Here is a 24,632-nt window from a genome sequence, read left to right as displayed (position 1 = left end):
ATTCATTGACTAAGGATGTGAAGAGGCGTAAAATTTTAAATTGCGATAATTTTAATAAGATAATAGGTGATGAATATGTCCAACGATCCTTACCGGATTTTACTGTTTTATAAATTTGTCAATATTGATGATGCCGAGACACTAACTGCCGAACATTTAAAATACTGCAAAGATCTCGGGATCAAAGGCCGCATTCTGATTGCTCCGGAAGGTATTAACGGTACACTCTCCGGTACATGGGAGCAGACCGAACAGTACATGAACGATCTGCGTGCAGATGCCCGTTTTGCCGATATGGTCTTCAAAATTGATGAATCCGAAGGTCATGCCTTCAAGAAAATGTTTGTACGCCACAAAAAGGAACTAGTCACTTTCCGCCTCGAAGACGATGTCAATCCGAATGAACTAACCGGCAAGCATCTCTCGCCCAAAGAATTCTACGAGCAGCTGCAGCAGGAAGATGTTATTGTTATCGACGGACGCAATGACTACGAGTACGATATCGGTCATTTCCGCGGTGCCATTCGTCCGGGTGTCGAATCTTCCCGTGAATTCCCGGAATGGATTCGCGAGAACCTGAGCGAGTACAAGGACAAAAAGATCCTCACGTACTGCACAGGTGGTGTACGCTGTGAGAAGCTGTCCGGCTTCCTGATGAAAGAAGGCTTTAATGATGTGGCTCAATTGGATGGCGGTATCGTCACTTACAGCAAAGACCCTGAAGTACAGGGCCGTCTGTTTGATGGCAAATGCTATGTATTTGACGAGCGCATCTCGGTACCGATCAACCATACCGAAGAAGATGTAATCGTAGGTAAGTGCTATCACTGTGAAGAGCCAACCGACCATTATATCAACTGTCCGGTCTGCAATCTGCAGCATATCGTCTGCGATAGCTGTGAAGACGAACATGAGCACTTCTGCTCTGATGCCTGCCGTGAACAGGTACAGACAGCGACCGCTCTGTAATCAGGTGATATTTTTGATTGATAGATGATCCTAAGGAACAAGCTATAAACAATAACGAATAAGCACGCATATCAAAGAGGAACAAGCTCCCTGTTAACAGGTGGAATTTGTTCCTCTTTTTGCATACTATTTCTGTTCACAAGCTGTCATCAGTACCTTATAGGAATATCCACACCTTGATGCAGCTGCTCCTCCTGATATTCTCGATAAGCAGCTGCCAGACGGGAGATGCCTTCTACCAGGCGCTCTTCCGTACAATAACTGAAGCACAGTCGCAGGTGACTGTGTCCGCTATGATCATGATAAAAGTGACTTCCGGCTACATAACTTACTCCGTGCTGCTCCGCGATAGGCTGCATTTCTGCTGTATTTACGTTGTCCGGAAAAGTCAGCCATAGGAAAAATCCGCCCTCTGGCAGTTCAAATCTCACTTGATCTCCCAGCTCCGAGCGGATGGCTGCCACCATACTGTCGCGCTGACTCCGGTAATGCCGAATCAACTGCTCACGATGCTGTTCAAAATCAAGCTGATCCAGCAGATGAGCGACAATCTCCTGGGTAAACACGGCTGTACTGCTGCCCAGCATCAGAATGCGCAGCCTCGATACCAGCAGCGGATGGGCAATCATCCAGCCCAACCGAATACCGGGAGCAAGAATCTTGGAAAAGGTATTCAAATAAATCGTACGCTCCGGTGCCAGCTCATACAGAGTAGTATAGGTCTGCCCAGTAAAATTCAGTTCGGCATACGCATCATCTTCCACAATATAAAAGTTGTATTTACGAGCAAGATCCACCAGCTGCTGTCTTCGGAGAAGCGATAGCGTCACTCCGCCAGGGTTATGGTAGACAGGCATTGTATAGAACAGCTTCGGTAATGCTCTTCCTTCACGAACAGCTCCGATCAATGCTTGCTCTAGCTTGTCTACCTGCACCCCGTCTCCATCTATGGGGAAAGCCTGGATCGAAGCTCCGCACAGGCGAAATGCCTGCAGAGCACTGAAAAAAGTCGGAGCTTCTACCCATACCTCATCCCCTGGTTCCAGCAGCAGCTGTGCGGCCAATGCTATTCCCTGTGTAGCACCGTTGGTGACCAGTATTTGCGCTGTCCCGACTTGGATACCATGAGAAGCGGCCCGGCGCTGAATCCAGTCCAGTATATAACGAGGCCCCGGTGCTCCCGAATACTGCAGAGCACGTGTTCCATCTTGACGAATCGCCTGCAGGGCAGACTGCTCCAATGCCTCTAGTGGAAATAAAGAGTCTGCTGCAAAACCAAATGATAAATGGATATGATCCGGCTGGCTTACCGTCGTACTGCCAATAGACGGCGCTGCCGGAATACGACTGGATAAACGGGACAGATCCGGCACCTGTTGAACTGTATTCATATCGGAACCTCCTTTAGATAGACCTATCTGTAGGCATGCTGTCTCTATCATCGTTGATTTACCAGAACTACCTTTTTCAATGATGACGGATACAGCACCTCTTTACGAATCAGACAGTTCTTTACACGGGTGAGTATCTGCTTGCTTGCTGCCATCTTTTCTGCTCGTTGCGAAATGTTGTGCTCATAATAATGCTATTTTGCCGGAATCGCTGTACTAGCTGTCTCATGCCACTGCTGCATTGCAGACTGTGCGGTCTCAGCCAGTAAAGCAGCGGTATGACCGAGCGCCTCTTCATCCACGTCAAAAGCGGGATGATGCCATTCCTGCGGACCCGAGGTACCCACAAACAGGAATACACCCGCAACCTGCTGTTGATAAAAGGAAAAATCTTCGCTTGCCGGTGATACGGTTGGCACAATAACATTCAGACCCAGCTGACGGGCAGAACGGCGGGCAGCCTCTGTCCACTCTTTGTCATTATGAACAGGCGGTGGTCCGGCGAGCATCTGTATATCCGCTTTGGCTCCATAAGCTGCTGCTGTATGCTCAATAATACGGCTAAACCGTTCCAGAACTTCGCGACGTACCGATTCGTCAAAAGTACGAATCGTGCCTTCCAGCTCTGCCTGCTCGGGAATGACATTCCAGGTATGACCACTGTGCAGCCGGGTCACACTGACCACTGCACTCTCCTGCGCGCTGATATTCCGGCTGATGATTGACTGCAGTGCAGTAATAATATGAGCAGAGACTACAATTGGATCTATTCCCGTCTCCGGTACTGCCGCATGTGTCGATTGACCATGGATACGAATACGGAATCCATCTGCTGCTGCCATTAACGGACCGTCTTTGATACCGATGGTGCCCACTGGCAGATCGGGCTTGTTATGCAGTCCATAGATGACCTGCACATCTTCCAGCCCTCCATGATCGATAATCTGACGCGCTCCCTTGGCTTTTTCTTCTGCTGGTTGAAAAATAAGTCTTACTCTGCCGGGCAATATGTCTTCCTTCTTTTTGAGCAAATAGGCGGCACCAAGCAGAGCGGCACTGTGAAAGTCATGCCCGCAGGCATGCATCTTCCCTGCAATCGTAGATGCATATGGCAGATCGGTCTGCTCCTGTACCGGCAGTGCATCAATGTCTGCCCGCAGGGCAATCACCGGGCCGGAATGACCAATTTCAGCGATAATACCGGTAGCCAGGCCGGCAGCAGGCAGACTCCGAATCTCTGCCGCTTCCAGCTGTTCACGAATATAACGGGTAGTCTCCCACTCTTCACCGGATAATTCCGGATAACGATGCAGATGGCGGCGTATGGCTACCAGCTGTTCCTGTAGTGCTGTGACTGAATCCATCAGCTGCCTCCTTTGTTTTAGTCTGGCTTTCTTTGTCTATTCTCGAATCAAGCACTGTGCCAATCATTCACGGCAAACAACGGCATTATATGCTATTCATCTATTATTTATATGCATTCTATTATCCTAATGCCCTGTTAGGGGTTATAAATGGTGCTGCTGAACAGATGAACCACTCAGAACGGCGGCAGCTTCGGGACTATCATATTCATACTGTACAAATGCCTCCTGCAGCAGTTCAAAAGAACGAATACGTTTGGCAAAATCACGGATCACCGTATGCACAATAAATTCCTGGACACCATAACGCAGACGAATATCTGCGAGCTGCTTATAGACCGATGACGGTGAGCCTTTTACTACTTTGGCTTCTTTGACTTCGATTCGGTATTTTTCCCGGGACTGTCTGCCAAACTCTTCAGCCTGTTCGATGGTGGCAACCGTCAGTACACGGCCGCTCTCCAGATGAATTTTGACAGACAGATTTTCACCCGCTAGCTGGTCAGCTTCCTGCTCGGTCTCTGCAGTAATAACAGATAATGCCAGAATAGCATGTGGCTCTCGCAGTTCTTCGGAAGGAATAAAGTTCTCCCGATAACTATGCAGTGCCTGCAGAGCAACCTGTTCATCACTATTGATAAATAGGGAAAATACATAAGGCAGACCCAGACGTGCGGCCAGCTGTGCGCTATCCGGACTCGCTCCAAGCGCGAACAGATCGGCGGGCTGCTGCGGACGCGGGCTCGCCTGAATACCGGCTAGCGGATGATCAACAGGCACACGATGATACAAATACTGGCGCAGTTCCTGTAATTTCACATCAAGCGGAGGTTGCAAGGCAGCCGCTTCACCCTGCAAAGCCCGTGTAGATCTGGGCAGACCGCCTGGTGCACGTCCAATCCCGAGTTCGACGCGGCCTGGAGCGAGTGCCGCCAGAACATTGAAGTTCTCGGCTACTTTGTAGGGACTATAATGCTGAAGCATTACGCCTCCCGAACCAAGCTTGATTTTTTGGGTATGTGCCAGCAAATACGATATCAGCACTTCCGGTGAAGAACCGGATACATTCGAGGAATCATGATGCTCCGACACCCAGAATCGGCGATAACCGAGCCTTTCTGCCAGTTGTGCCAGCTCTACTGTTCGCTGAAATGAAATTTCTGCACCTTCCTGTTCATATGTGGGCGTCTGATCCAATATTCCGACAGGTATCATCCCATGACCTCCTTTATTTTTATCCCTGTATGTGTTGTTGCATGCAGATATGTCTATGTCCAAATGCAGAATCGTAATCGGAGATTTCCTTACAGCCATTACATTAAATCGAATAATTGGGCTCAGGCATGATCCGCTGGAGAAACTGGCGCGTCCGCTCTTCCCGGGGACGCTGAAAAATCTCTTCCGGCTGTCCCTCTTCCACGATAACGCCTCCATCCATAAAGACCACACGATTTGCCACATCACGGGCAAAGCCCATTTCATGGGTGACTACAATCATCGTAATTCCTTCACGCGCTATCCTGCGGATCACTTCCAACACTTCTCCAACGAGTTCCGGATCGAGGGCAGAGGTAGGCTCATCGAACAGAATCACTTCCGGATTCAATGCCAGTGCACGTGCTATACCTACCCGCTGCTGCTGACCACCCGATAGTTGGCCTGGATAATGATCCAGTTTGCTGCCGAGCCCTACCTTTTCCAGCATACGTGCGCTGATCTCCCGTGCTTCGGAGCGGGGAATTCGCTGCACGACTGTCAATCCTTCCATTACATTTTCCAGCGCTGTCCGATGCTTGAACAAATTGTACTGCTGAAATACCATCGCAGTACGCTGGCGCAGTTGATGTATATCGCGGCGGGATGGATGTTTTCCCTGAACGGCAAGATGACCGATCCTCACTTCTCCGGCATCCGGACGTTCCAGATAATTGATGCAGCGCAGCATCGTTGTTTTGCCCGAACCGCTCGGCCCAAGAATAACGACGACTTCTCCCTTGTCGACCGTCAGATCGATTTCTTTCAGTACCTGCTGGGTACCGAATGTTTTGGATAATCCGCTAAGTTGAATCATAAAGCGCCTCCTCGCTGATAGGCGTTCAGTCTGTACTCCAGCCATCCGCTGATCCGTTCGATCAGGATCGTTAGCACCCAGAACAGAATCGCTGCGGCTATATAGGCCTCAAAGTATTTCCAGTTGTCTGCCGCAACGATTTGTGCCTGGGCATTAATTTCTACAACCGATATCGTATATGCCAGAGTTGATCCATGCAGCATGCCGATTACAGAATTAGACAGGTTTGGCAGGCTGACAGACAGTGCCTGTGGTAAAATGATTCGCCGCAGGGTCTGTATTGTAGTCATTCCGATAGACTGCGCAGCCTCCACCTGTCCTTTGTCTACTGCCTGGATGCCTGCCCGTACGACTTCGGACATGTAGGCTCCCGCCGTTATCGAAAAGGCAATCCATACAAAGCCGATCAGCGGAATCGAAGCAGATGTAAAACTCCAGCCCATTGCGGATGAGATCCCATCGATCAACACCGGCAATCCAAAATAAATCAACAGTAGATGCATGAGCATCGGTGTACCCCGGACAAAAGCCACATAACCTGCCGAGAGCTGGGACAGCACCGGAATATGGTACATCCGGCACAATGCTACTGCCGTACCAATGACCAGTCCGGCTGCTACCGAGACAAACGTAATCCACAGCGTCTCCGGCAGTGCCTGCAGCAGGCTAAGTCCTGCAGTCCAGATAAATGAAGGGTCCAGATTCATCCGCTTTTACCTCCTTTGCCAAGTAGTGGAGCCGCCCGCAGCGGACGGCGCCAGCTTGCTCTGAGCGTCTTTTCGCTCCGATGTCCGTCAAAACGGTTCACATAACGCTCCATCCACTGAAATCCCTTTTCCAATCCAAAGCTGATTACAAAATAAATTAGTGATAGCGCAATATAGGTCTCGATAAAATGCTGGGTAGCTGTACCAAGCGTCTGTGATCGACCGGTCATCTCCATCACTCCCAGTGTAAAAGCCAGTGAAGTATCCTTGAGATTGCCGATTACCAGATTACCAAACAGCGGTATCGAGATTCCCAGTGCCTGTGGTGCAATAACCCGGGTAAAGGTCTGATAGCCGCTCATTCCGATCGAATGTGCTGCTTCGATCTGTCCTCTGTCCACAGCAGCTACCGAGGCACGGATCATCTCCGAGATGAATGCTCCGCTGTTCAGCGCATAGGTAGCAATTACAAAGTACAACACGGCCAGCCGGGAGACATCGATATGAATCCAGCCCAGCACTTCAGGCAGCCCGTAATAGACGAGAAACAGCTGAATCAGAATCGGTGTTCCCCGAAAAAAGGAAACATACAGCTGGGAGAGCCGTTTCAGTACAGGAGTGTTATACAGTCTCGGCAGTGCCACAATCAGTCCGATCAGCAGGCCCAGAACAATCGAACTGCCCACGATGAGCAGTGTTATATTCAGATAGGCCATTAGTTTCGGAATAAATTCAAATACATATTGAATATCAAATCGTCTGCTCACAGTGTGCTCGCCTCCTTGGTCAGAATAGGATACATGAATATTTCTGTATTACTGGGTGACTTTGGCTTCTGCCAGCGTTTTGGTAAAGTCATCACCGAGCCATTTTTCGCTGAGCTGCTTAAGCGTTCCATCTGCTTTGATCTCGCTGACCGCCTGATCTATCTCGTCCGCCAGCTGCTGTTCATCCTTGCGGAATACAAAGTACACATTGGACTCGTTCAGTGGTTCACCCACTGTTTTCAGAGCGACTTGACCATCCGCATCGGTATTGAAGCGGTTGGCAAAATCCGTCGTAATCGTTGCATCGACACGTCCGGATACAATCTGCTGTACCGTATCATTGGCTGCACCACTCGTATAGACTATCTGGATCGCATTATTATGGGTTTTGTTGTATTGGTTCAACAGATAGGCAGCATTGCTTGTCGCGCTGGTCATTACCTTTTTGCCAGCCAGATCATCCAATCCGTGAATAGCTGTATTGTTTTTGGCGACAGCGACACGGTTCAGGAAAATGCTGTAGGGAACCTTATTGAACAGATATTTTTGCTGGCGTTCCGGGTTAGTCTCCATCTGATGAGCCACAAAATCAATCTTGCTCGTATCCAGACTTAGCAGCAGATTGGAGAATTCCATCGTTTTGAATTCAAACTCCACATCCGGCAGACGCTTGTCGATCTCCCGCACCAGCTCCACATCATAACCGGTAAGCTTGCCATTCTCATCGATAAAGCATACGTTGGGAAACGCTGTTCCTGTACCAACGATGATCTTGCGTACATTACTGCCACTGGCAGCAGCTTCTGCATTTCCATCTGTATTACCAGCCGAGCCTCCGCTCGATTCGCTTACAGAAGCGCAGCCCGATAACAGCAGCATAAGTGCTCCTACCCAGAGCGTAGTGCGTGATAATTTGCGTATAGCTTGCCTATTGATCATAGATTCTCCACCCATCCCAAATGATAGTATATAATTCGCATGTATTTAATCGGAATTAAACAAGCAGATTTCCTTTTTGTATATTAGAATCCAGTCCAGCACAGTTCATTCACTTGCTAAAGGATGGAATCCATCTGTATTTAAAAATGGACAGGTTCCTGCAGAATCCCTGACGGTCGAAAATATTCCAGTTCACGGAGCATTTCTGCCGTTACCGAAGCAATATGCAGCTGGCTTTCTTTCAGTGTAACGAGACTAGTCTGCAGCGAGATTCCTTCCAATTCAGGAAGTGGAATACGAACGAGCCGGCCTGACTGTACATCTTCCTGGACGCTCAGTCCTGGCAGCAGCGAAATGCTGGCCTGCTGCAGTACAAGTTTGCGCGCGGTCTCCGCATGATCTACTTGAAAAGCAATATCTGGTGGAACGGGCAGCGATTCAAATACACGGTGAATTCGCAACCAGTCAAGCGATCCACATTCAAAAAAAACCAGCGGTTCTCCCTGCAGAGCAGCTGCCGATCCCGGAGGATGGCTGGCAAAGGGATGATCAGCATATACATACAGTGAGATCGGATCCTCATAGGAGGATACCGTACGAATCGAAGGATTCATTACTTTGCGTACAAATGCCATATCAAGCTCTTTATTGAGCAAACGGCTAACCAGCTGATCTGTAGCTGCTGTCACTACTTTGAAGCGAGTTGCCGGATATTGCTTTTTTAACCGGGGAAACAGTGCAGGAAGAATATAGTGAGATACCGAGAGTGTACATCCAATGGTCAGCTCCTCTGGTGTTGTGCGAACCGTCTGAATCTGCTGTCTGCCTTTTTGCAGCACTTGCAGCATTTGCTGGGCATAAGGCAGGAAGCGCCGGCCTTCTTCAGTCAGCAGAATCTGCCGGCCGAGTCGCTCGAATAATTTACAGCCCAGTTCCCGCTCCAGTGACTGTATTCGTGCAGTAACAGAAGGCTGTGACAAAAACAGAATTTCTGCCGCTTTGTTGAAGCTGCCATAATGATTGATGTACACAAAAGCTTCCATATTCTCAATATTCATCGTGCATTCCCCTTTCCTATGATTATACTAACTTAACCTATGAATTAACTTGGTTTTATGTATCATAGGTGGGTGAAAAGAGCTTGTCAACGGGATTTCCTATCGAATCCAGCATGCCTATCAGCAGAATTCCTTCAGAGCCCATATACAGCAAGACTTTCTCCGACTTGTATTCATAATGGGAAAATCAAACTGCAGCATCAGGCCCCTATTATACAGGTAGGGACACTGGCCTGATGTGCACAGTCATTAGGGGCTGATTTGCCCGGAACAATCATATATACAGCTGTTGCTCAGCTATTCACAGTCCGGCGGGTATAGCGATTCTGCGGAATAGGAACACCAAGATTCTCCCGTAGCGTATCGTATTCATAATCTTCCCGGTAAATACCACGCTCCTGCAGAATCGGTACCACCTCATCCACAAACTGATGGAGACCGGAAGGCAGATCGGAATGAATAATAAATCCATCTGATCCCCGCTGTTCGAACCAGTATTGGATACGGTCTGCCACCTGCTCAGCCGTACCGATAAAATTGCTGCGAGGCGTCGCCGCCTGCAGTGCTACCTCACGCAGGGTCAGATTGCGTTCGCGAGCATCTTTTTTGATTTTATCGGTACCGCTGCGGAAGCTGTTGCTGCCGATCCCATGCAGTTCCGGGAATGGCTCATCCAGCGCATACTGGGAGAAGTCATGATGATCAAAAAAGCGACCCAGATACAGCAGTGCCTTGTCCACAGTGATCAAGCTGGCAATTTCGCGGTATCGCTCTTCTGCTTCGGCTTCAGTTCGTCCGATAATCGGTGTGATACCAGGCAGGATTTTGAGCTCATCTTCGCTTCGTCCGTAGGCAGCTGCCCGCTTTTTCACATCCTGGTAAAAAGCCTGGGCATCTTCCAGTGTCTCCTGTCCGGTAAAGACTGCATCTGCAGATTGAGCTGCCAGATTCCGCCCATCTTCCGATGATCCCGCCTGAAAAATAACCGGCTGTCCCTGCCGGGAACGTCCAATATTTAGTGGCCCCTGTACCGAGAAATACTCTCCCTGGTGATTCAGCGTATGCAGCTTGGAAGTATCAAAGAAAACACCGGTTGCTTTGTCCCGGACAAAAGCATCTTCTTCCCATGAATCCCAGAGACCTTTGGTAACTTCCAGGTATTCGGCAGCAATCCGGTAGCGTTCCGGATGGGAAGGATGCTGGGATCGGCTATAATTAAGAGCAGAACCTTCCAGTGGAGAAGTCACCACATTCCAGCCGGCACGTCCGCCGCTGATATGATCCAGGGAGGATAACTGTCTGGCAATGGTAAAAGGTTCACTATAGCTGGTAGAGATCGTTCCTACGAGGCCGATCCGTGAAGTAACTGCCGCCAATGCCGACAGGATCGTTATCGGCTCGAACCGGTTCAGAAAATGAGGCAGGGACTGTTCATTGATAAACAATCCATCCGCGATAAATACCAGATCAAACTTGCCTTCTTCTGCCTTTACGGCTTGACGCTTGTAAAACTCCAGACTTACACTGGCATCAACAGGTACCTCCGGATGCCTCCATGTGGACATGCTTCCTCCGATTCCGTGTATAATCGCTCCAAATTTAAGCTGACGCTGCTGACTCATTGCTCTCATCCTCTCTACTTATATTATTAATAGTGATCGATAGCCATTCGGCTAAACCGGAACCGATACCTCTGATTGATTTTTACCAAAAGTTATTGTTCATTGCTTGCGAGTCGAATCACTGGACTCTGCTTTCTTCCACCTGTGTACTGTTTAGCAGATACTGCAGCTTCTCCAGATCCGGCTCCAACAGAGCGGTATATTTCCCGTTGCCACCTATTTCCACGACAGGTACATGACGGATACCATACTTGGCCTCCAGCACATCACGCAGCACATCATTACCGGCGACTTCCAAATTGGTATAGGTGTACCCATTCAGTTCCAGATAGGTTTTGATTTCCTGGCAAAAGTGGCAGCCTGTTTTGCTCCAGACAATAATATGTGTAACCGGTTGGGTAATTGTAGACATTTTATTTCCCTCCTGTAGTTGTATGAATAAATGATTGCAATTCCTGTTCAGGGTCGAGCAGCTTGGCCATAAAGACAATATGCTCGCCATTATGGTTCTCATCATAAAAGGTATAATAACCACGTCGTTCGTACATCGGTGCCAACCATGGATGACGGGTTGCTGTCGCCAGCATGACTCCCGGCTGACCGTGCTTGCCGGCTATAATCTCCTGCTCCAGCCAGTTGAGTAGCTGCGCACCGTACCCTTGCCCTTTGAACCGAGGTCCAACGGCAAACCAGCGGATGAACGGCAGACTGCTCAATTCTTTCAGTCGCGGCTGATCATCCCGGTCCAGCGTGACAGTCGCGGCAATCGCTCCATTTTTGATCAGGAGATAGCATTCATGTGCGGCAATATTGTTCTGGATCATCTCCAGCGTTGCATAACCTGCCGGAAATGGAATCTGCAGTTGACGAAGCGGCTCATAGGCCTCCAGTATGACCTGCAGCAATTCCTCGGCATCTGTCCCTTCTGCCTGACGCAGGATAATATCGGACTGCTGGTGAATTGCAGCTGGGGAGTCTATAACGGAATGGACTGTATCCGTACTGCTGTTGGCAGATTTCAGATGATTATCCGACAGTTCAGTTGTTGACAAAGAAGGTTCGGTAGAGCGATTCTGCTTGGGTGCCTGATAGGCATACGGCTTGGGTCCAGTAAAAGTCATATATAATCCTCCTCAATATAAGCTTCATTTTGTAAACGTTAATATTGGGTGATCCCGAGTATTAGATGGAGAAATTGGGCTGTCTAACCATCGGCTGCGGCTGTCGATTATCCCGCTGGAGCAATCTGCCCAGAATCTGGTTCTCAAAGTGAGCAAATCCGCTGTCCCGTTCACGTGGGCGATCCAGAGTAATGCGCATATCCAGCGCAATATGTCCTTCCTCTATCAGCAGTACACGATCAGCAAGAGCAACAGCTTCACTCACATCGTGGGTGACCAGTACAATCGTCAACTCCTGCTCGATCCAGAGCCGTTCGATCAGCTGCTGCATTTCGATACGTGTCAGTGCATCCAGTGCGCCGAGAGGTTCATCCAGTAGCAGCAGATCCGGACGACTAGCCAGTGCCCGTGCCAGAGCGACACGTTGTTTTTGTCCACCGGAGAGTATGCCCGGCCATTCCTTTTCGCGGTCAGCCAATCCTACCTGTGCCAGTGCTTCACGGGCGGTATGTCTGTTTTTATCCGGAATGCCCAGCCTTACATTATCCAGCACTGACTTCCATGGCAGCAGCCGGGATTCCTGAAACAGAAACCGGGTTGACCGCCGTCCGTCAGCTCCTGCTGCCGAAGAACCTTTGGTATCGCGATCGATACTGATCTGTCCGCTGGTCGGCTGCTCCAGACCAGCGATCAGACGCAGCAACGTGCTTTTGCCACAGCCGCTGCGTCCGACAATCGCTACAAACTCTCCCCTCCCGATCGTAATATCTACCTGCGACAAAATCTGCCGCTCTCCAAACCGTTTACCAATATGATCCACATGCAGAAAAGCTGCCTGGTCCACTGTCATTACTTTTCCTCCTTTGACTGTTTATTTGCGGGATAGTACCGGATTCCAACGCAGCCAGCGCTTCTCCAATAGCTTGGCCATACTGTCGGATAGCTTGCCCAGCAGAGCATACAGCAGAATACTCAGTACAATGACATCCATCTGCATGAATTCCCGTGCATTCATCGCCATATAGCCAATTCCGGCATCTGCTGCCACGGTCTCGGCTACAATCAGGGTCAGCCACATAATACCGAGTGCATAGCGGATACCGACCAGAATCGATGGCAGTGCACCCGGCAGGATGATATGAGTATACAGCGCCAGACGACTCAACCCGTACACCTTGCCCATTTCTACGAGTCCGCGATCTACCGAACGAATACCGTGGAATGTATTAAGATATACCGGGAAAAATACACCCAGCGATACGAGAAACAGCTTGGCTTCCTCACCGATTCCGAACCAGACAATGACGAGCGGAATTAACGACAGATGCGGAATATTGCGAATCATCTGGATAGATGAATCCGATATTTTCTCCCACAGCTGTGAGATACCATTGACGACGCCGAGCAGGAAGCCCAGTCCACCTCCGATTGCAAATCCACTCAGAGCACGGCTTGTACTGACAGCAATATTCTCAACCAGTTCACCTGTACCGAGCAACCGGATCAGTGCACGAAATACTTCTACCGGTGTTGGCAGAATATTACCGGCAATCCATCCGTTAGCCGTCAGCAACTGCCAGCCGATAAGCAGTAGTAGTGGCAGTCCAAACGGCAGCAGCCGATTTAACCAGGGGCTCCTTAGAAAAGCATTATCATCCGTACTGTAGCGCTTTCGGGTCGAAACAATAGAAGTACCAGATTCACGATTTACGTCAGGTTCCCCGGCTGTATGAAGTGCAGCCTGATCCTGAATCGGTGGAGCTATACTTTTTGAGGACACACTATAACCTCCTTTGCGATCTGATAATGGGGCTGCAGTTATTATTTGTTGGTGGATAGACCCGAGCTGAAGGCATCGCTCCAAAACGTAGACACTTTAACCGGTTGGTACAGCACGCCTACCTTGCTGAATGTATCTGCTACATCCTGCTCCGAACGGATGGTCTCTGCAGAAGCGGCAATGATACGACTATGACGCTGGGCTTCTCCTTCCTGCAGGGTTTGCAGTGCCTGCTCTACCGGCTGATGAGTAGCATCTGCCGTAATCTGCGCCCATTCCTGCAGATGACTGCGGGACCATTCGTGGAACTGATTGATCCGTTTCAGATAATCGGCAATCGCTTTCTGCTGGGCGCTGTCTTTGATTGCACTGTCCGATACATTAACGAGAAAGCTGCCTGACAGAATGTCCTTGGCGCTGGCAATGGTTATGGCGTCTTTCTGGTGAGCAGAAATAATGGCATTGCCATAGCTTGCAAGAGCGTCAACTTTACCGCTGATCAATGCGCTCAGACCATCTGCTGTGGATAGCTCTACCGCATCAATATCCTGCCAGCGTAATCCTGCTTCCTCCAGCATTTTGAGCAGAAAGTAATGAGCCGTTGTATTTTTGACAAAAGCGACTTTTTTGCCTTTAAGATCTGCGACACTTTGAATTGGGGAACCCTGCGCCACTACAACTTCCTGATTTAGTGTATTGCCTTCCTGTACCGCAACCACTTTGAATCCCCCACCACCAGCTGCCTGCGAAGCAAAAATCGGCGGAATTTCGCTTGTAATACCAAAATCGACTTGTCCGGCTGCCATCGCTTCCAGGATCAGATTGCCTCCCTGGAAGACACTGTATTCCACATGGTAAGGTGTATCATCCAACCCTGCCGCCTTCAATCCTTCCTCCAGATTACCCCACCCTGTCTGACCGACACGGATCGTTACTTCTCCCGCAGCAGCCGCTTCACCGGGTGAGGATTCATTCGTTTTGCCCGAACAGCCTGATAGGAAGATTAACAGACTAAAACATGTAAACAGGAATATAGTAGTGTTTGTACGTTGTTTCAAGAATCATCACCTTTTCTTGTTTAATAGGGTCCGTGTATATATCGTATATAGATTGAAATAAAACGATCTAGCGAGCCGTTGTACTTCCAAGTACGTTTTGCTTCCCCTTCGCTGTCGAGGCGATTAACTGCTCTCCCAGCTCATCCGCCTCAAGAATGGCACGAGTAACTGCTTCGGGATGAACTGCAAAGGTCAGATGATGATCAGCTCCTTCACGCAGAGTCAATCCTTTGGCAATCTGTCTGGCTGCCTGCTCCCGATCGCCCTCAATACCCAGCTGTTTCAATGTCACCGGCAGATCCAACTGATGTAGCAGCGAAGCCAGCCGGTGCAGCTCCGAGTATTCCTTTTGCTCCAGCTGCCACTGGGTAAGCAGTCCAAAAGCTACCTTTTCCCCATGCAGACTGCGATGAGTATCTTCCAGCCGGGTCAGGCTGTCATGCAATCCATGAGCAATAGCCGCGTGTACTGATCCATCCTGAATACTTCCGACCAGACCAGCCAGTACGATAATGGCATCTGTGACTTGTATAAATCCAGGCGTTATCTGCTGCCGAGGAGACTGTTCGTACACATCCAGTGCATGCTCTTCCAGAATCTCCAGCGCTAGTCGGGCAGTAGCAACACTGCTGCGCAGCGCCAGACTGGAATAATTGCCACTGAGATTCACTGCAAATTCATGCCATTTGACCAGCGTATCCCCTATGCCTGCTGCCAGATACCGGGCAGGTGCTGCCGCCAATAACGCTGTATCGGCAAGTACCAGATCGGGTGAGCGACGCAGCGGCCAATATCCGGCTGCCTGTCCCCGTTCATCATACAGAACAGTCAGTGCCGACCAGGCTGCACAGGTAGCTGGAATCGTCGGAATTGTTACTACCGGGAGCCCGGCTTGTTCGGCGACTGCTTTGGCCAGATCCAGTACTTTGCCGCCACCTGCACCAATAATCAGATTTACTTGAACTTTACGTGCTATACCCGTATAAGCCTGAATTACTTCACGGGTACACTCTCCCTGAAAAGGCTGCAAATGATAATTCACCCCTGCCTCGTCCAGCGCTGGGAGCAGATGAGGTGTAACTTTCTCCAGCGCCGTATGACCACCGATAAGGAGGGCATTGCTGCCAAGAGCCCGAATATGCGAGCCGCTGACAGCCAGCAGATGTGGCTCATTCAAGTATATCGATGGAGCTTTGATGATTATCATGTACAGCACCCCTTTGATTGTTAATAAAATGTAATCCTTGCAAATCATCACTTTTATTCATATCCGATAATTCCGACCATTTAAGTTGGTTAAAACTTGAATAAAGTCTAGCATCTGCTCCTCCAGAGCGCAATGCATCTGCTAATCAATAAATTCTATACATATATCAAAAGGTTCTATCTATACAGCTATCCTCTGCTCCATCTGGAGGTGGAGAACACCTGGGACCAAATCCATCCAACCACCGATGAAGCGAATGTTGCTGCCGATTATACTGGAATTAACTTCATGATTGGAGGGATAATTATCCGCTCCCACTGCTGATAACTCCTATCTCCCCATCTACAGAAAGAGAGTGATCCTATGGCCAGAGTCAAGGAAGTACGTCCTATTCAACTATTCTTGCTGCCGGCAATTCTGCTGTATGCTGTATCTCCCCAGATTCAGCCTATGCTGTCAGGCGGTCTGATCATGGAAATTATATTATTTGTCAGTATCAGTATCGGCGCCATGATTGGCTGGATTCGTTCCCGATACCATACTGTTCATCAGGACCCTATAAATGGTAAAATTGTAACAAGATCTTCTATTACCAGTATGATTATTGTGCTTGTACTGATTGCTGTACGTGTATTCACCGGTTATCTGATCGATTCGGGTTATCTGCTGCCCCATCATAGCGATGCAGCCACATTGATATCCAATAGTCTGCTGATTATAGCACTGGCCAATGTTGTTACCACCCGCATCATGATTTATCTTGATTACAACCGGCTGATTCATGGTATCTGATAGCTTCAGCACAGGGTACTACTGCGGGAAGGAATTAATCGTATGGATAATCTGAACAGGCTGATGGGTAACCACTCGCTGGTATTCCGTCTTTCTGTGACCATCATTATGATGTACAGCTGCTTTACTATCTATTTTCGGGAGTCCTTTTTTATCTGGTCGATCTATACGGTGACCATGCTGATTTTTGTCATCCTGACATGGGCTCCCCTCAAGCTTCATCCGATTTTTATTATCACATTCAGTCTATTTTTGTATGTCATGATGTTCGTTAATGAACGCATGGCCAATGCGCCTGCCAACTTTTTGGCTCTGCTGTGGGTATGGTTTGCTATTCTTTGTACCATTTCGGTCCGTGAGAAGAGTATTGCTTCCTTTTTTGCCCTTTTAACCGGTGTACTAATGCTGATTGCAGATTATGATCGTGGATTTCCTTATTCCATGCTGATCTCGTTGGTAAGTATTTATTTTGGCGTACATAGTATTTACCGGTATATCTCGGTGCTCCGCATTAATAGTGAACAGCTACAGGAACTGGAGACCGTGCATAATGAATTGAAGCATGCTCATAACGAACTGCAGGAGAATGCGCTACAATCGATCCGCTATGCAGCCCTGGCCGAACGAACACGTATCGCAGGCGAGATTCATGACGGACTTGGTCATCATTTTACTTCCCTGATTGTACAACTGCAGGCACTGAAATGGATGATTCGGCCTCATCCCGAGCAGGCAGAGCATACCGTGAATCAGCTGCTGGACGTTTCCCGTCAGGGACTGGCCGAAGTACGCAGCGTAGTGAGAGACTGGTCGGTCAGTGAACGTGGAGTCAGTGAACTGCATACGCTCGCTTCCCAGGTCGCAGAGCGTTCGGGATTCACACTGAATTTCCAGGCGGATGCAGCCGACTCCCAGTGGGGCGAAGCCGTCGATGGTATTCTGTATCGTATCTTGCAGGAATCACTGACCAATATCGTTCGCCATGCCGAGGCCTCGGTCGTAGACGTGACGATCAATCAGCTGGGCGACCAGGTGATTATGCATATTGCCGATAATGGAGTGTACCGCGAGGACACTCCGTTAATTCACGGCTTTGGTCTGCAAAATATGATTCGGCGCTGCGAGCAGCTGCAAGGTAAATGTACGTTCCGGGCACGCGAAGGTGGTGGCCTGATTGTAGAAGCCCGCCTGCCCCTTTCATTTGCAATACATCATGAACAACAAAGGAGTATGCCATGAACCAGCCTAACCGTCCTATTCGTATTATGCTGGCCGATGACCAGTCATTGATCCGTCAGGGAATCCGCTATATTCTCGATCTGCAGCCGGATCTGCAGGTCGTTACCGAGGCATCTACCGGCGACGAAGCTGTCGCGCTTACCGGTGAATATCAGCCAGATCTGATTCTGATGGATATCCAGATGCCGGGTATGACCGGTATCGAAGCAACACGTGCTATTTTGCAGCAGCGTCCGGAGATCAAGATTGTGCTGCTGACGACTTTTGATGTACAGGAATATGTGATCGATGGAATTCGCGCAGGCGCATCCGGCTATCTTCTTAAGGATATTGATATGAACGAAATGATTCAGGGAATTCGTTCAATCTGTGCAGGTGGAGCCATTTACAATACCACGACTGCCGGCAGTGCACTCGTTGAACTGCTCGGCCGCCCTTTATCTGTACAAAATGGGGACGACTCGTCTGTCGCTGCTATGCCATTGACCGAACCGCTTACCGAGCGCGAGTTGGAAGTTCTGCAGGCTGTCGCCTATGGCAAACGCAATTTTGAGATTGCTGCCGACCTGTACGTCTCCGAAAGTACCGTCAAAACCCATGTACATAATATTATCCAAAAACTTGGGGTCAAAGACCGTACACAGGCGGCCGTAGTCGCTATACGGCAGGGAATTGTTACCTGAACAAGGTGCCTACTTTCCCTAATAGAATCGTACACAAAAAGCCAGACAAAACCGAGGAAATCATTTTCCGGGTTCTGTCTGGCTTTTCTTTTACAAAACGGGTCATTATACAAAGCATTCAATGTTTAAAATTTAACATTCAACATGTAAAACTCAACATCTAACATTCAATATCCAACACGCTGCTAACGGTTTATCCTTTGACCGAACCTGCAGTCAGACCGGTTACAAAGAATCGCTGCAGGAATACAAATAGAATAACCATCGGCAGTGCTGTAATCACGACACCTGTCAGCAGCATGGTGTAATCCGTAACATACTCGCCCCGGAATTGCATCAGTGCGAGCGGCAGGGTTAGCTTCTCCGTACTATTCAACAGCATGAGCGGAATCAGCAGATCATTCCATACCATTACGAACAGGAATGCCGCGGTCGCCGAGAGCGATGGACCGGATAAAGGCAATACCAGACGCCAGTATATTTTCCACTCACCGGCTCCATCCATACTTCCCGCTTCCATCATTTCCTTGCTTAGCATCTCCATAAATCCGGTTAGCGTGAATACCGTCAGCGGTAGCAGTCCGGCAGCAGTTACGACCGTCAATGCAGTCAGGCTGTCCGACCATCCAAGCTGACGCACCAGTGAATACAGCGGTAGCATAATAACCTGTGACGGAATGATCAGTCCGGCTACAAAGTAGGCAAAAGCGAATTTGCCCAATCTGCCGCCCAGACGCACAATGGCGTAAGAAATCAGACTTCCAAGGAATAATACAATCACTACTGTAAACAGAGTGACCCTCGCACTGTTCCAAAAATATTGCAACATGGGCTGAGCATCAAAAATATGAATAAAGTTCTGCAGACTCCATGTATCCGGCCAGCCCAATGGATTCGCATAAAAAGCCTGGCTCGTTTTAAACGAAGATACGACTACAAAATACAGTGGCGCTGCAACCAGCAGCCCGTACAAAATCATGATGATACGTCCAACCCATTTCATTGCAGCAGCTCACCTCGTTTTCCTGTAAAATATCCAATCATCCTCTTGCTCCTTCCTGGCGCAATGCTCTGAACTGGAAGAACGTCAGAATACCCAGCAGTACCAGGAAAATCATGGATCCGGCAGATGCCAGTCCGAAGGAATAATTGGAGAACGCCAGATGATAAATATATGTCGTCAAAATCTCGGTCGCATAGTTCGGTCCGCCATCTGTCATGACGAAGATCAGATCGAACGCTTTGAACGACTGAATCGTCGTATACGAGATGACGATTGCTGCCGATGGCGCGAGCAGCGGCCATGTGATTTTGCCGAAAATCTGCAAACGGTTGGCGCCGTCAATACGAGCGGCTTCCATCAATTCACCCGGAATTGCATGCAATCCGGCAATAAAGATAATCATCATCTGTCCGGCATGTGCCCAGATCTGTACAAAGGCGATCGCATACAGCGCAATCTTCGCATCCCCTGTCCAGCTGCCCATCAGACTATCCAGTCCTGCACTCTGAAGCGACATATTCAGCAAACCGATCGAAGGATCGTAAATGAATGACCAGATCAATCCTACCGATACCGATGACAGAATAGCCGGGAAAAAGTACAATGCACGGAAAACAACATGTGTGCGGCTGTTCTTGGCAAGTACAAGTGCCAGTACCAGCGAGATAACCGTCTGCAGCACGACCACAACGACCATGAATTTGATATTATTCAGAAATGCCTTGCGGAATGTAATGCTGTCAAAGCTGTCTTTGTAATTGTCAATTCCCACAAAATTGTAGGACGGCGATACACCGTCCCAGTTGGTAAAGGAGTAGAACAATCCCGATAAAGCCGGGTATACGAACAGGCCGGTGTACAGCAATATTCCAGGAAGCATAAACAGCCATAGTAATTTACGATTAATCATAAGCGTTACCGTATCCCTTTACTTTATCTTTTGATACCTGTGATACATGGAGCAAATCATCAGCAGAACGTATTAACGTCCGATCTGCTGATCAATAATAGCCTGTGCGTCCTGAGCTGCCTGTTCTGGTGTAGCACCACCCAGAACCGCCTGGATCGAGTTGGTCACAGCCTTTTGATTCTCGGCATTTACAATTGTATAACGAGGCTGGAATACTGTTTTCTTATCTGCCCATTCCTGAGCGATATTCAGTTCCTTGCTATCATACTTGATATCCTTAAGTGTTACATTTTGTCCGGTTTCATTAGCATATTGAGCAGCAATATCCGGCTGGCTCAAGAATTCAACGAATTTCTTCGCTTCTTCCGGATGTTTGGAGCGGCTGTTGACAGCCAGCATAAATGTACTTGTATGCACGCCTTCATATTTGGCCTGATCCGCCGATACAGTGATCGGTGCGAGTAGTCCCTGCTGCAGCTCCGGATTCTGCTTGGCATTCTGGCTCAGTTGATAGGAACCACTGGCGAGCATGGCGGCTTTACCCTGAATAAACAGTGCACCTGCTGCCGGATCTTTGGTACCTAGAGAGTTTGGTTGGAAGAATCCTTTATCATTCAGTTCTTTGAACTCAGCCAGTGTTTTCACCCAGAATTCATCGGTCAGCTTGGCTTGTCCTGCTTCGACCTTGGTGAAAATATCTTCGCTCGGTTCATTATTCATTACCATCGTGTTCATCAATTGTCCGGGTCCAATATCGCCACCGGCAAAGGCAATCGGGATAATTCCGTTATCTTTGAGGGTCTGGCAGACTTTGAGGAAGCCCTCCCAGTCCTTCGGTGGAGTCAAACCATATTTTTCAAAAAGGGCTTTATTATAAATTGGCATATTATACACGAGCTGATAAGGTACAGCCCATTGTTTGCCGTCTTGACTGCCTGCTTCGATCAGATTTGCATTATAATTTTTAAGGAATGATTCACCGGACAGATCCGTGAACAGACCTGCTTTGGCAAGTGCGGAAAATTGTGCACCCGGGAAAGAAGCGAATACATCCCCTACCGATCCATCAGTCAATTTGGCTTGAGCCGTTGTTTGATACTGATCGGAAGTGAGCGTTTGCATATCGACGACAATATTCGGGTTCTTTTGCTCAAAAGCATCAATGATCTTCTGGAACGTCTGCGTATCTTCCCCGCGCCAGTGGAGGAAACTGATTGTTACTTTGCCATCGGCTGCCTGATCAGATCCACCTCCGCATGCGGATAACACTCCGGTAAGCGCAAGTACCATAACAAGCAGTAAAGCCAATCTTGTACGTTGATTTTTCATGAATCATCCTCCATTTTCGTATCGTCAATGAACATATCGGGATTATCTATGTAAATTAACTAAAGTTAAAATATCCCCATTAATTTAGTAGGAATACCGTGATTTAAATCATAGCAAAAATGAAGATTATCAAACAATGTCATTTTGTGCTGTTTTTATTTGTCAAAATGTGTTGTATAATGATAGGGTACCTATTTAAACAGAAAGGATGAATACGAACGGATGGCAAGTGATATCATTTTTCAAGCCGAAAGAGAAAGCTTGGAGCGTTTTATGCTTTCTACTTCTTCTTTTATACAAACCGGTGGACTGTGGATTACACAGGCAGGTCGCTACTCTCTGGAACCTGGCTGCAGGAGGTTATTTGCCACCAATCCTACCTGCTTCTGGATAGCTAATCGGCAGGGTGGCATGATCATCAAAAACGGTCATAATTATGTACTTGGAACAAATAATATATGGTGTATGTCTTCCATGGCCACCATTGAATATATCAATAATACCGATGAACCTCTTGAAACTTACTTTGTAGGCTTTACTGGTCCCCAGGCGGATCTGCTGATCCAGGAAAGCAATATGCAGGACGGATATAGCGAACTCAGTACCGAGCTTTTCGATCAGATGATTGATTATTATAATCTTATATTAAACACGAATCAGCGTTCTGATACCTTTAGTGCTGAACTCCGTCGTTTGGAGGTATTATTCGGTATGTTTGCCATGCTGTCTGCTAACCAGGCAGCACGTATTGATTACACACCTACCAAGGAACCTGTGCCCTGGATGGAGCAGGCAATTGAGTATATTCATGCCTATTTCGACAAAGGACTCACTGTTACTCAGGTTGCGAATTATGTCGGTATTCACCGTACTCATTTCAGCAAGCAGTTCCATGAGAAATACAGAACTCCACCTGCCGAATATATCCGCAGTCTCAAGATGGAAAAAGCCCGTCGGCTGCTGTCGGATACCAATGACTCTTTGGCCGAGATTGCTTTTGCAGTGGGCTATCCCGATGTATTTTCTTTTTCCAAGGCATTCAAAAAGCACAGCGGGTTTACTCCCAAGCGTTATCGTCTGCATAAATTCTGATTATTCCTTGTTCTTTTGTATGACGATGTAGTGCAAAATAATGAAAAACGAATCATAAGACATGCCTTATAAAATTCGCAGCAAAAGTAACCAGCATAACGTGCATAATAAAAATCCCCGCTACCACACAGGTCGATATCGATCCTGCTGGGGTAACGGGGATTTTATTGTATCTATTTCGTACAAACTACATGGATGGTGCAATGATAATCTGTTCAAACAGCGACTGTACATATTCCAGTGCTTCCAGCTCATCCTTGCCGCGTGTAGTCAGGCAGATCTCGGTGTTTGCCGGGATGATAGTCAGCATCATGCCGAGCAGACTTTTTACATCGACCTCTCTGCGGTTGGTGTCAGGACCAAAGGATACGCGAATATCGGAAGCAAAGCGTGATGCTTCGTTGGCGATGCGCAGCAGATGTGCGCGATCCAGATTACTTTGAACGGTGAATTGATGTACTCTCATGTTCTCATATCCTCTCTCGTGTTGGCATAATGGGTACTGATCCATTTGTGAGCTGCCTGTTGAACGATTAGGAAACGTCTATTGTAACGAATAGGCAACAGGAACGTAAAATCTGCTCCTTGCCTGGAAAGTTGTAGGAAAAATATAACCGCTTTAACAATTCAACAAGCTATATATAGTTTACATTTACCTATTTTATCGGCAAATGATAGCCAACATTCACAAATTATCTCAAGTAAATATGCCATGATCATTTTCATGAAAATTATAGTTGTTACAGAATAAATGCAGGGGTATTTCGGCACCAAAATACCCCTGCCATAGTAGGCAGAGGCTTTTGGATCGTGCGAGGTGCCGTATGATTCCATTTACTGCAAGGTCACATCTTCATACCAGGTCAATTCATCTTTCGCTTCATTTTGAAGCGTAAGCATTACTTTTCCTTGTTCTCCACTGTGGCTCTGATTATAAATAAAACCAAAATTACGCTGGTCACTGCTTGCAAAAAATCCGTCCTTGCCGTTCTTGCCATTTTGTACAGCCTGATCGAACGTGGCTGTCTCATTGGAATTGGCAGACTGCCATTCCATATTGCTTACTTTGTATCCCTGCGGTAAAGATTCTACACGCAGAAACAGCTGACCAGGTCCTTGTTGAACGGTACTGATCTTCAGTTCCTTGGTCTCCGGCGTTAATTGTGGATTGGCATTATTGCTTGTGCCTTTATCCGTACCGGTATCTGTATTGCCTGTTCCTGTGCTGCTATTGTTTGAACTGCCGGTTGTTCCGGTCGTGCTATCGGGAGCAGTACTTCCACTACCGGTCGTACTGTCTGCCGATCCGGTAGTGCCGGTATCAGAACCGTTATTAATACCCATATCCGGTGCTGTCGTGCCGGCACCACCTGGCTGAGCTTCTGTACCATTATCGGCCGCATTTTCACTTGCTGCCGGTGGTTGCACGGGCTGATCCTTGTCGGATGAACAGGCGCTGACGAGGACAATCATCAGCACGAGTCCAGTGCCAAGCATCCATTTGGATAAGCGATTCATAGTTATTCCTCC

General features: G+C 48.2%; 25 protein-coding genes. 5 read left to right on the top strand and 20 right to left on the bottom strand.

Annotated features, from left to right (window positions below):
• Positions 1-75 precede the first annotated feature (75 nt).
• Positions 76-969 (top strand): oxygen-dependent tRNA uridine(34) hydroxylase TrhO, encoded by an 894-nt coding sequence (gene trhO, locus H065_RS0105885; protein WP_017812099.1) that lies wholly within the window; start codon positions 76-78, stop codon positions 967-969.
• Positions 970-1,118: 149 nt separating this feature from the next.
• Here trhO and H065_RS0105880 read toward each other — a convergent pair whose 3' ends face one another.
• From H065_RS0105880 to H065_RS25330, 15 genes are all read right to left on the bottom strand, one after another.
• Positions 1,119-2,360 (bottom strand): aminotransferase-like domain-containing protein, encoded by a 1,242-nt coding sequence (locus H065_RS0105880; protein WP_017812098.1) that lies wholly within the window; start codon positions 2,358-2,360, stop codon positions 1,119-1,121.
• Positions 2,361-2,554: 194 nt separating this feature from the next.
• Positions 2,555-3,724 (bottom strand): amidohydrolase, encoded by a 1,170-nt coding sequence (locus H065_RS0105875; protein WP_017812097.1) that lies wholly within the window; start codon positions 3,722-3,724, stop codon positions 2,555-2,557.
• Positions 3,725-3,868: 144 nt separating this feature from the next.
• Positions 3,869-4,939 (bottom strand): LLM class flavin-dependent oxidoreductase, encoded by a 1,071-nt coding sequence (locus H065_RS0105870; RefSeq protein ID WP_017812096.1) that lies wholly within the window; start codon positions 4,937-4,939, stop codon positions 3,869-3,871.
• A gap of 103 nt (positions 4,940-5,042) precedes the next feature.
• Positions 5,043-5,795, bottom strand: coding sequence for an amino acid ABC transporter ATP-binding protein (locus H065_RS0105865; protein WP_017812095.1), 753 nt, complete (start codon positions 5,793-5,795; stop codon positions 5,043-5,045).
• Complete coding sequence (locus H065_RS0105860; protein WP_017812094.1) at positions 5,792-6,502, bottom strand: amino acid ABC transporter permease; 711 nt, start codon at positions 6,500-6,502, stop codon at positions 5,792-5,794. The genes H065_RS0105865 and H065_RS0105860 overlap by 4 nt, the downstream gene beginning before the upstream one ends.
• Entirely contained in the window at positions 6,499-7,269 is a 771-nt protein-coding gene (locus H065_RS0105855) for an amino acid ABC transporter permease (RefSeq protein WP_017812093.1), read from the bottom strand. Before H065_RS0105855 ends, H065_RS0105860 begins: the two co-directional genes overlap by 4 nt.
• Positions 7,270-7,317: 48 nt before the next feature.
• A complete protein-coding gene (locus H065_RS0105850; protein WP_051058693.1) occupies positions 7,318-8,208 on the bottom strand; it encodes a transporter substrate-binding domain-containing protein in 891 nt (296 codons plus the stop codon).
• Positions 8,209-8,348: 140 nt separating this feature from the next.
• On the bottom strand, positions 8,349-9,266 hold the full coding sequence (locus H065_RS0105845; RefSeq protein ID WP_017812091.1) for a LysR family transcriptional regulator: 918 nt from the start codon (positions 9,264-9,266) through the stop codon (positions 8,349-8,351).
• Between the two features lie 293 nt (positions 9,267-9,559).
• On the bottom strand, positions 9,560-10,888 hold the full coding sequence (locus tag H065_RS0105840; protein WP_017812090.1) for an LLM class flavin-dependent oxidoreductase: 1,329 nt from the start codon (positions 10,886-10,888) through the stop codon (positions 9,560-9,562).
• 118 nt (positions 10,889-11,006) lie between these two features.
• The gene (locus H065_RS0105835) at positions 11,007-11,300 is read right to left on the bottom strand and encodes a glutaredoxin family protein (protein WP_017812089.1); all 294 of its coding nucleotides are present in this window, start codon (positions 11,298-11,300) and stop codon (positions 11,007-11,009) included.
• Between the two features lies 1 nt (position 11,301).
• Positions 11,302-12,009, bottom strand: coding sequence for a GNAT family N-acetyltransferase (locus tag H065_RS0105830; RefSeq protein WP_017812088.1), 708 nt, complete (start codon positions 12,007-12,009; stop codon positions 11,302-11,304).
• 61 nt (positions 12,010-12,070) lie between these two features.
• A complete protein-coding gene (locus H065_RS0105825; protein WP_017812087.1) occupies positions 12,071-12,859 on the bottom strand; it encodes an ATP-binding cassette domain-containing protein in 789 nt (262 codons plus the stop codon).
• Positions 12,860-12,880: 21 nt separating this feature from the next.
• A complete protein-coding gene (ssuC, locus tag H065_RS0105820) occupies positions 12,881-13,789 on the bottom strand; it encodes an aliphatic sulfonate ABC transporter permease SsuC (protein WP_017812086.1) in 909 nt (302 codons plus the stop codon).
• A gap of 41 nt (positions 13,790-13,830) precedes the next feature.
• On the bottom strand, positions 13,831-14,847 hold the full coding sequence (locus H065_RS0105815) for an ABC transporter substrate-binding protein (protein ID WP_017812085.1): 1,017 nt from the start codon (positions 14,845-14,847) through the stop codon (positions 13,831-13,833).
• A 67-nt stretch (positions 14,848-14,914) separates the two neighbouring features.
• Positions 14,915-16,054: an iron-containing alcohol dehydrogenase family protein gene (locus H065_RS25330; protein ID WP_017812084.1), complete on the bottom strand. Its 1,140-nt coding sequence runs from the start codon at positions 16,052-16,054 to the stop codon at positions 14,915-14,917.
• Positions 16,055-16,417: 363 nt separating this feature from the next.
• Here H065_RS25330 and H065_RS0105800 point away from each other — a divergent pair, with 363 nt between their 5' ends.
• The 3 genes from H065_RS0105800 to H065_RS0105790 are packed head-to-tail and all read left to right on the top strand — an operon-like array spanning position 16,418 to position 18,768.
• Positions 16,418-16,846, top strand: a complete 429-nt coding sequence (locus tag H065_RS0105800; protein WP_017812082.1) for a DUF1453 family protein — start codon at positions 16,418-16,420, stop codon at positions 16,844-16,846.
• Positions 16,847-16,888: 42 nt separating this feature from the next.
• A complete protein-coding gene (locus tag H065_RS26875) occupies positions 16,889-18,085 on the top strand; it encodes a sensor histidine kinase (RefSeq protein ID WP_017812081.1) in 1,197 nt (398 codons plus the stop codon).
• On the top strand, positions 18,082-18,768 hold the full coding sequence (locus tag H065_RS0105790) for a response regulator (RefSeq protein WP_017812080.1): 687 nt from the start codon (positions 18,082-18,084) through the stop codon (positions 18,766-18,768). The genes H065_RS26875 and H065_RS0105790 overlap by 4 nt, the downstream gene beginning before the upstream one ends.
• Before the next feature lie 193 nt (positions 18,769-18,961).
• Here H065_RS0105790 and H065_RS0105785 read toward each other — a convergent pair whose 3' ends face one another.
• The 3 genes from H065_RS0105785 to H065_RS0105775 form a co-directional block, all read right to left on the bottom strand.
• A complete protein-coding gene (locus H065_RS0105785) occupies positions 18,962-19,771 on the bottom strand; it encodes a carbohydrate ABC transporter permease (protein WP_017812079.1) in 810 nt (269 codons plus the stop codon).
• A gap of 37 nt (positions 19,772-19,808) precedes the next feature.
• Entirely contained in the window at positions 19,809-20,681 is an 873-nt protein-coding gene (locus H065_RS0105780) for a carbohydrate ABC transporter permease (RefSeq protein WP_017812078.1), read from the bottom strand.
• 72 nt (positions 20,682-20,753) lie between these two features.
• Entirely contained in the window at positions 20,754-22,010 is a 1,257-nt protein-coding gene (locus H065_RS0105775) for an ABC transporter substrate-binding protein (protein ID WP_017812077.1), read from the bottom strand.
• Between the two features lie 222 nt (positions 22,011-22,232).
• Between H065_RS0105775 and H065_RS26870 the strand changes: the two genes are divergently transcribed.
• Positions 22,233-23,102: an AraC family transcriptional regulator gene (locus tag H065_RS26870; protein ID WP_017812076.1), complete on the top strand. Its 870-nt coding sequence runs from the start codon at positions 22,233-22,235 to the stop codon at positions 23,100-23,102.
• 187 nt (positions 23,103-23,289) lie between these two features.
• On the opposite strand, the gene H065_RS0105765 is transcribed toward H065_RS26870, so the two are convergent.
• Positions 23,290-23,568: an HPr family phosphocarrier protein gene (locus H065_RS0105765; RefSeq protein WP_017812075.1), complete on the bottom strand. Its 279-nt coding sequence runs from the start codon at positions 23,566-23,568 to the stop codon at positions 23,290-23,292.
• Positions 23,569-23,936: 368 nt separating this feature from the next.
• The gene (locus H065_RS26865) at positions 23,937-24,620 is read right to left on the bottom strand and encodes a hypothetical protein (protein ID WP_017812074.1); all 684 of its coding nucleotides are present in this window, start codon (positions 24,618-24,620) and stop codon (positions 23,937-23,939) included.
• Positions 24,621-24,632 lie beyond the last annotated feature (12 nt).

Source organism: Paenibacillus shenyangensis (genome assembly GCF_000346635.1).
GTDB classification, from domain to species: Bacteria; Bacillota; Bacilli; order Paenibacillales; family Paenibacillaceae; genus Saccharibacillus; species Saccharibacillus dauci.
This window is presented reverse-complemented; position numbering and strand designations above follow the sequence as displayed.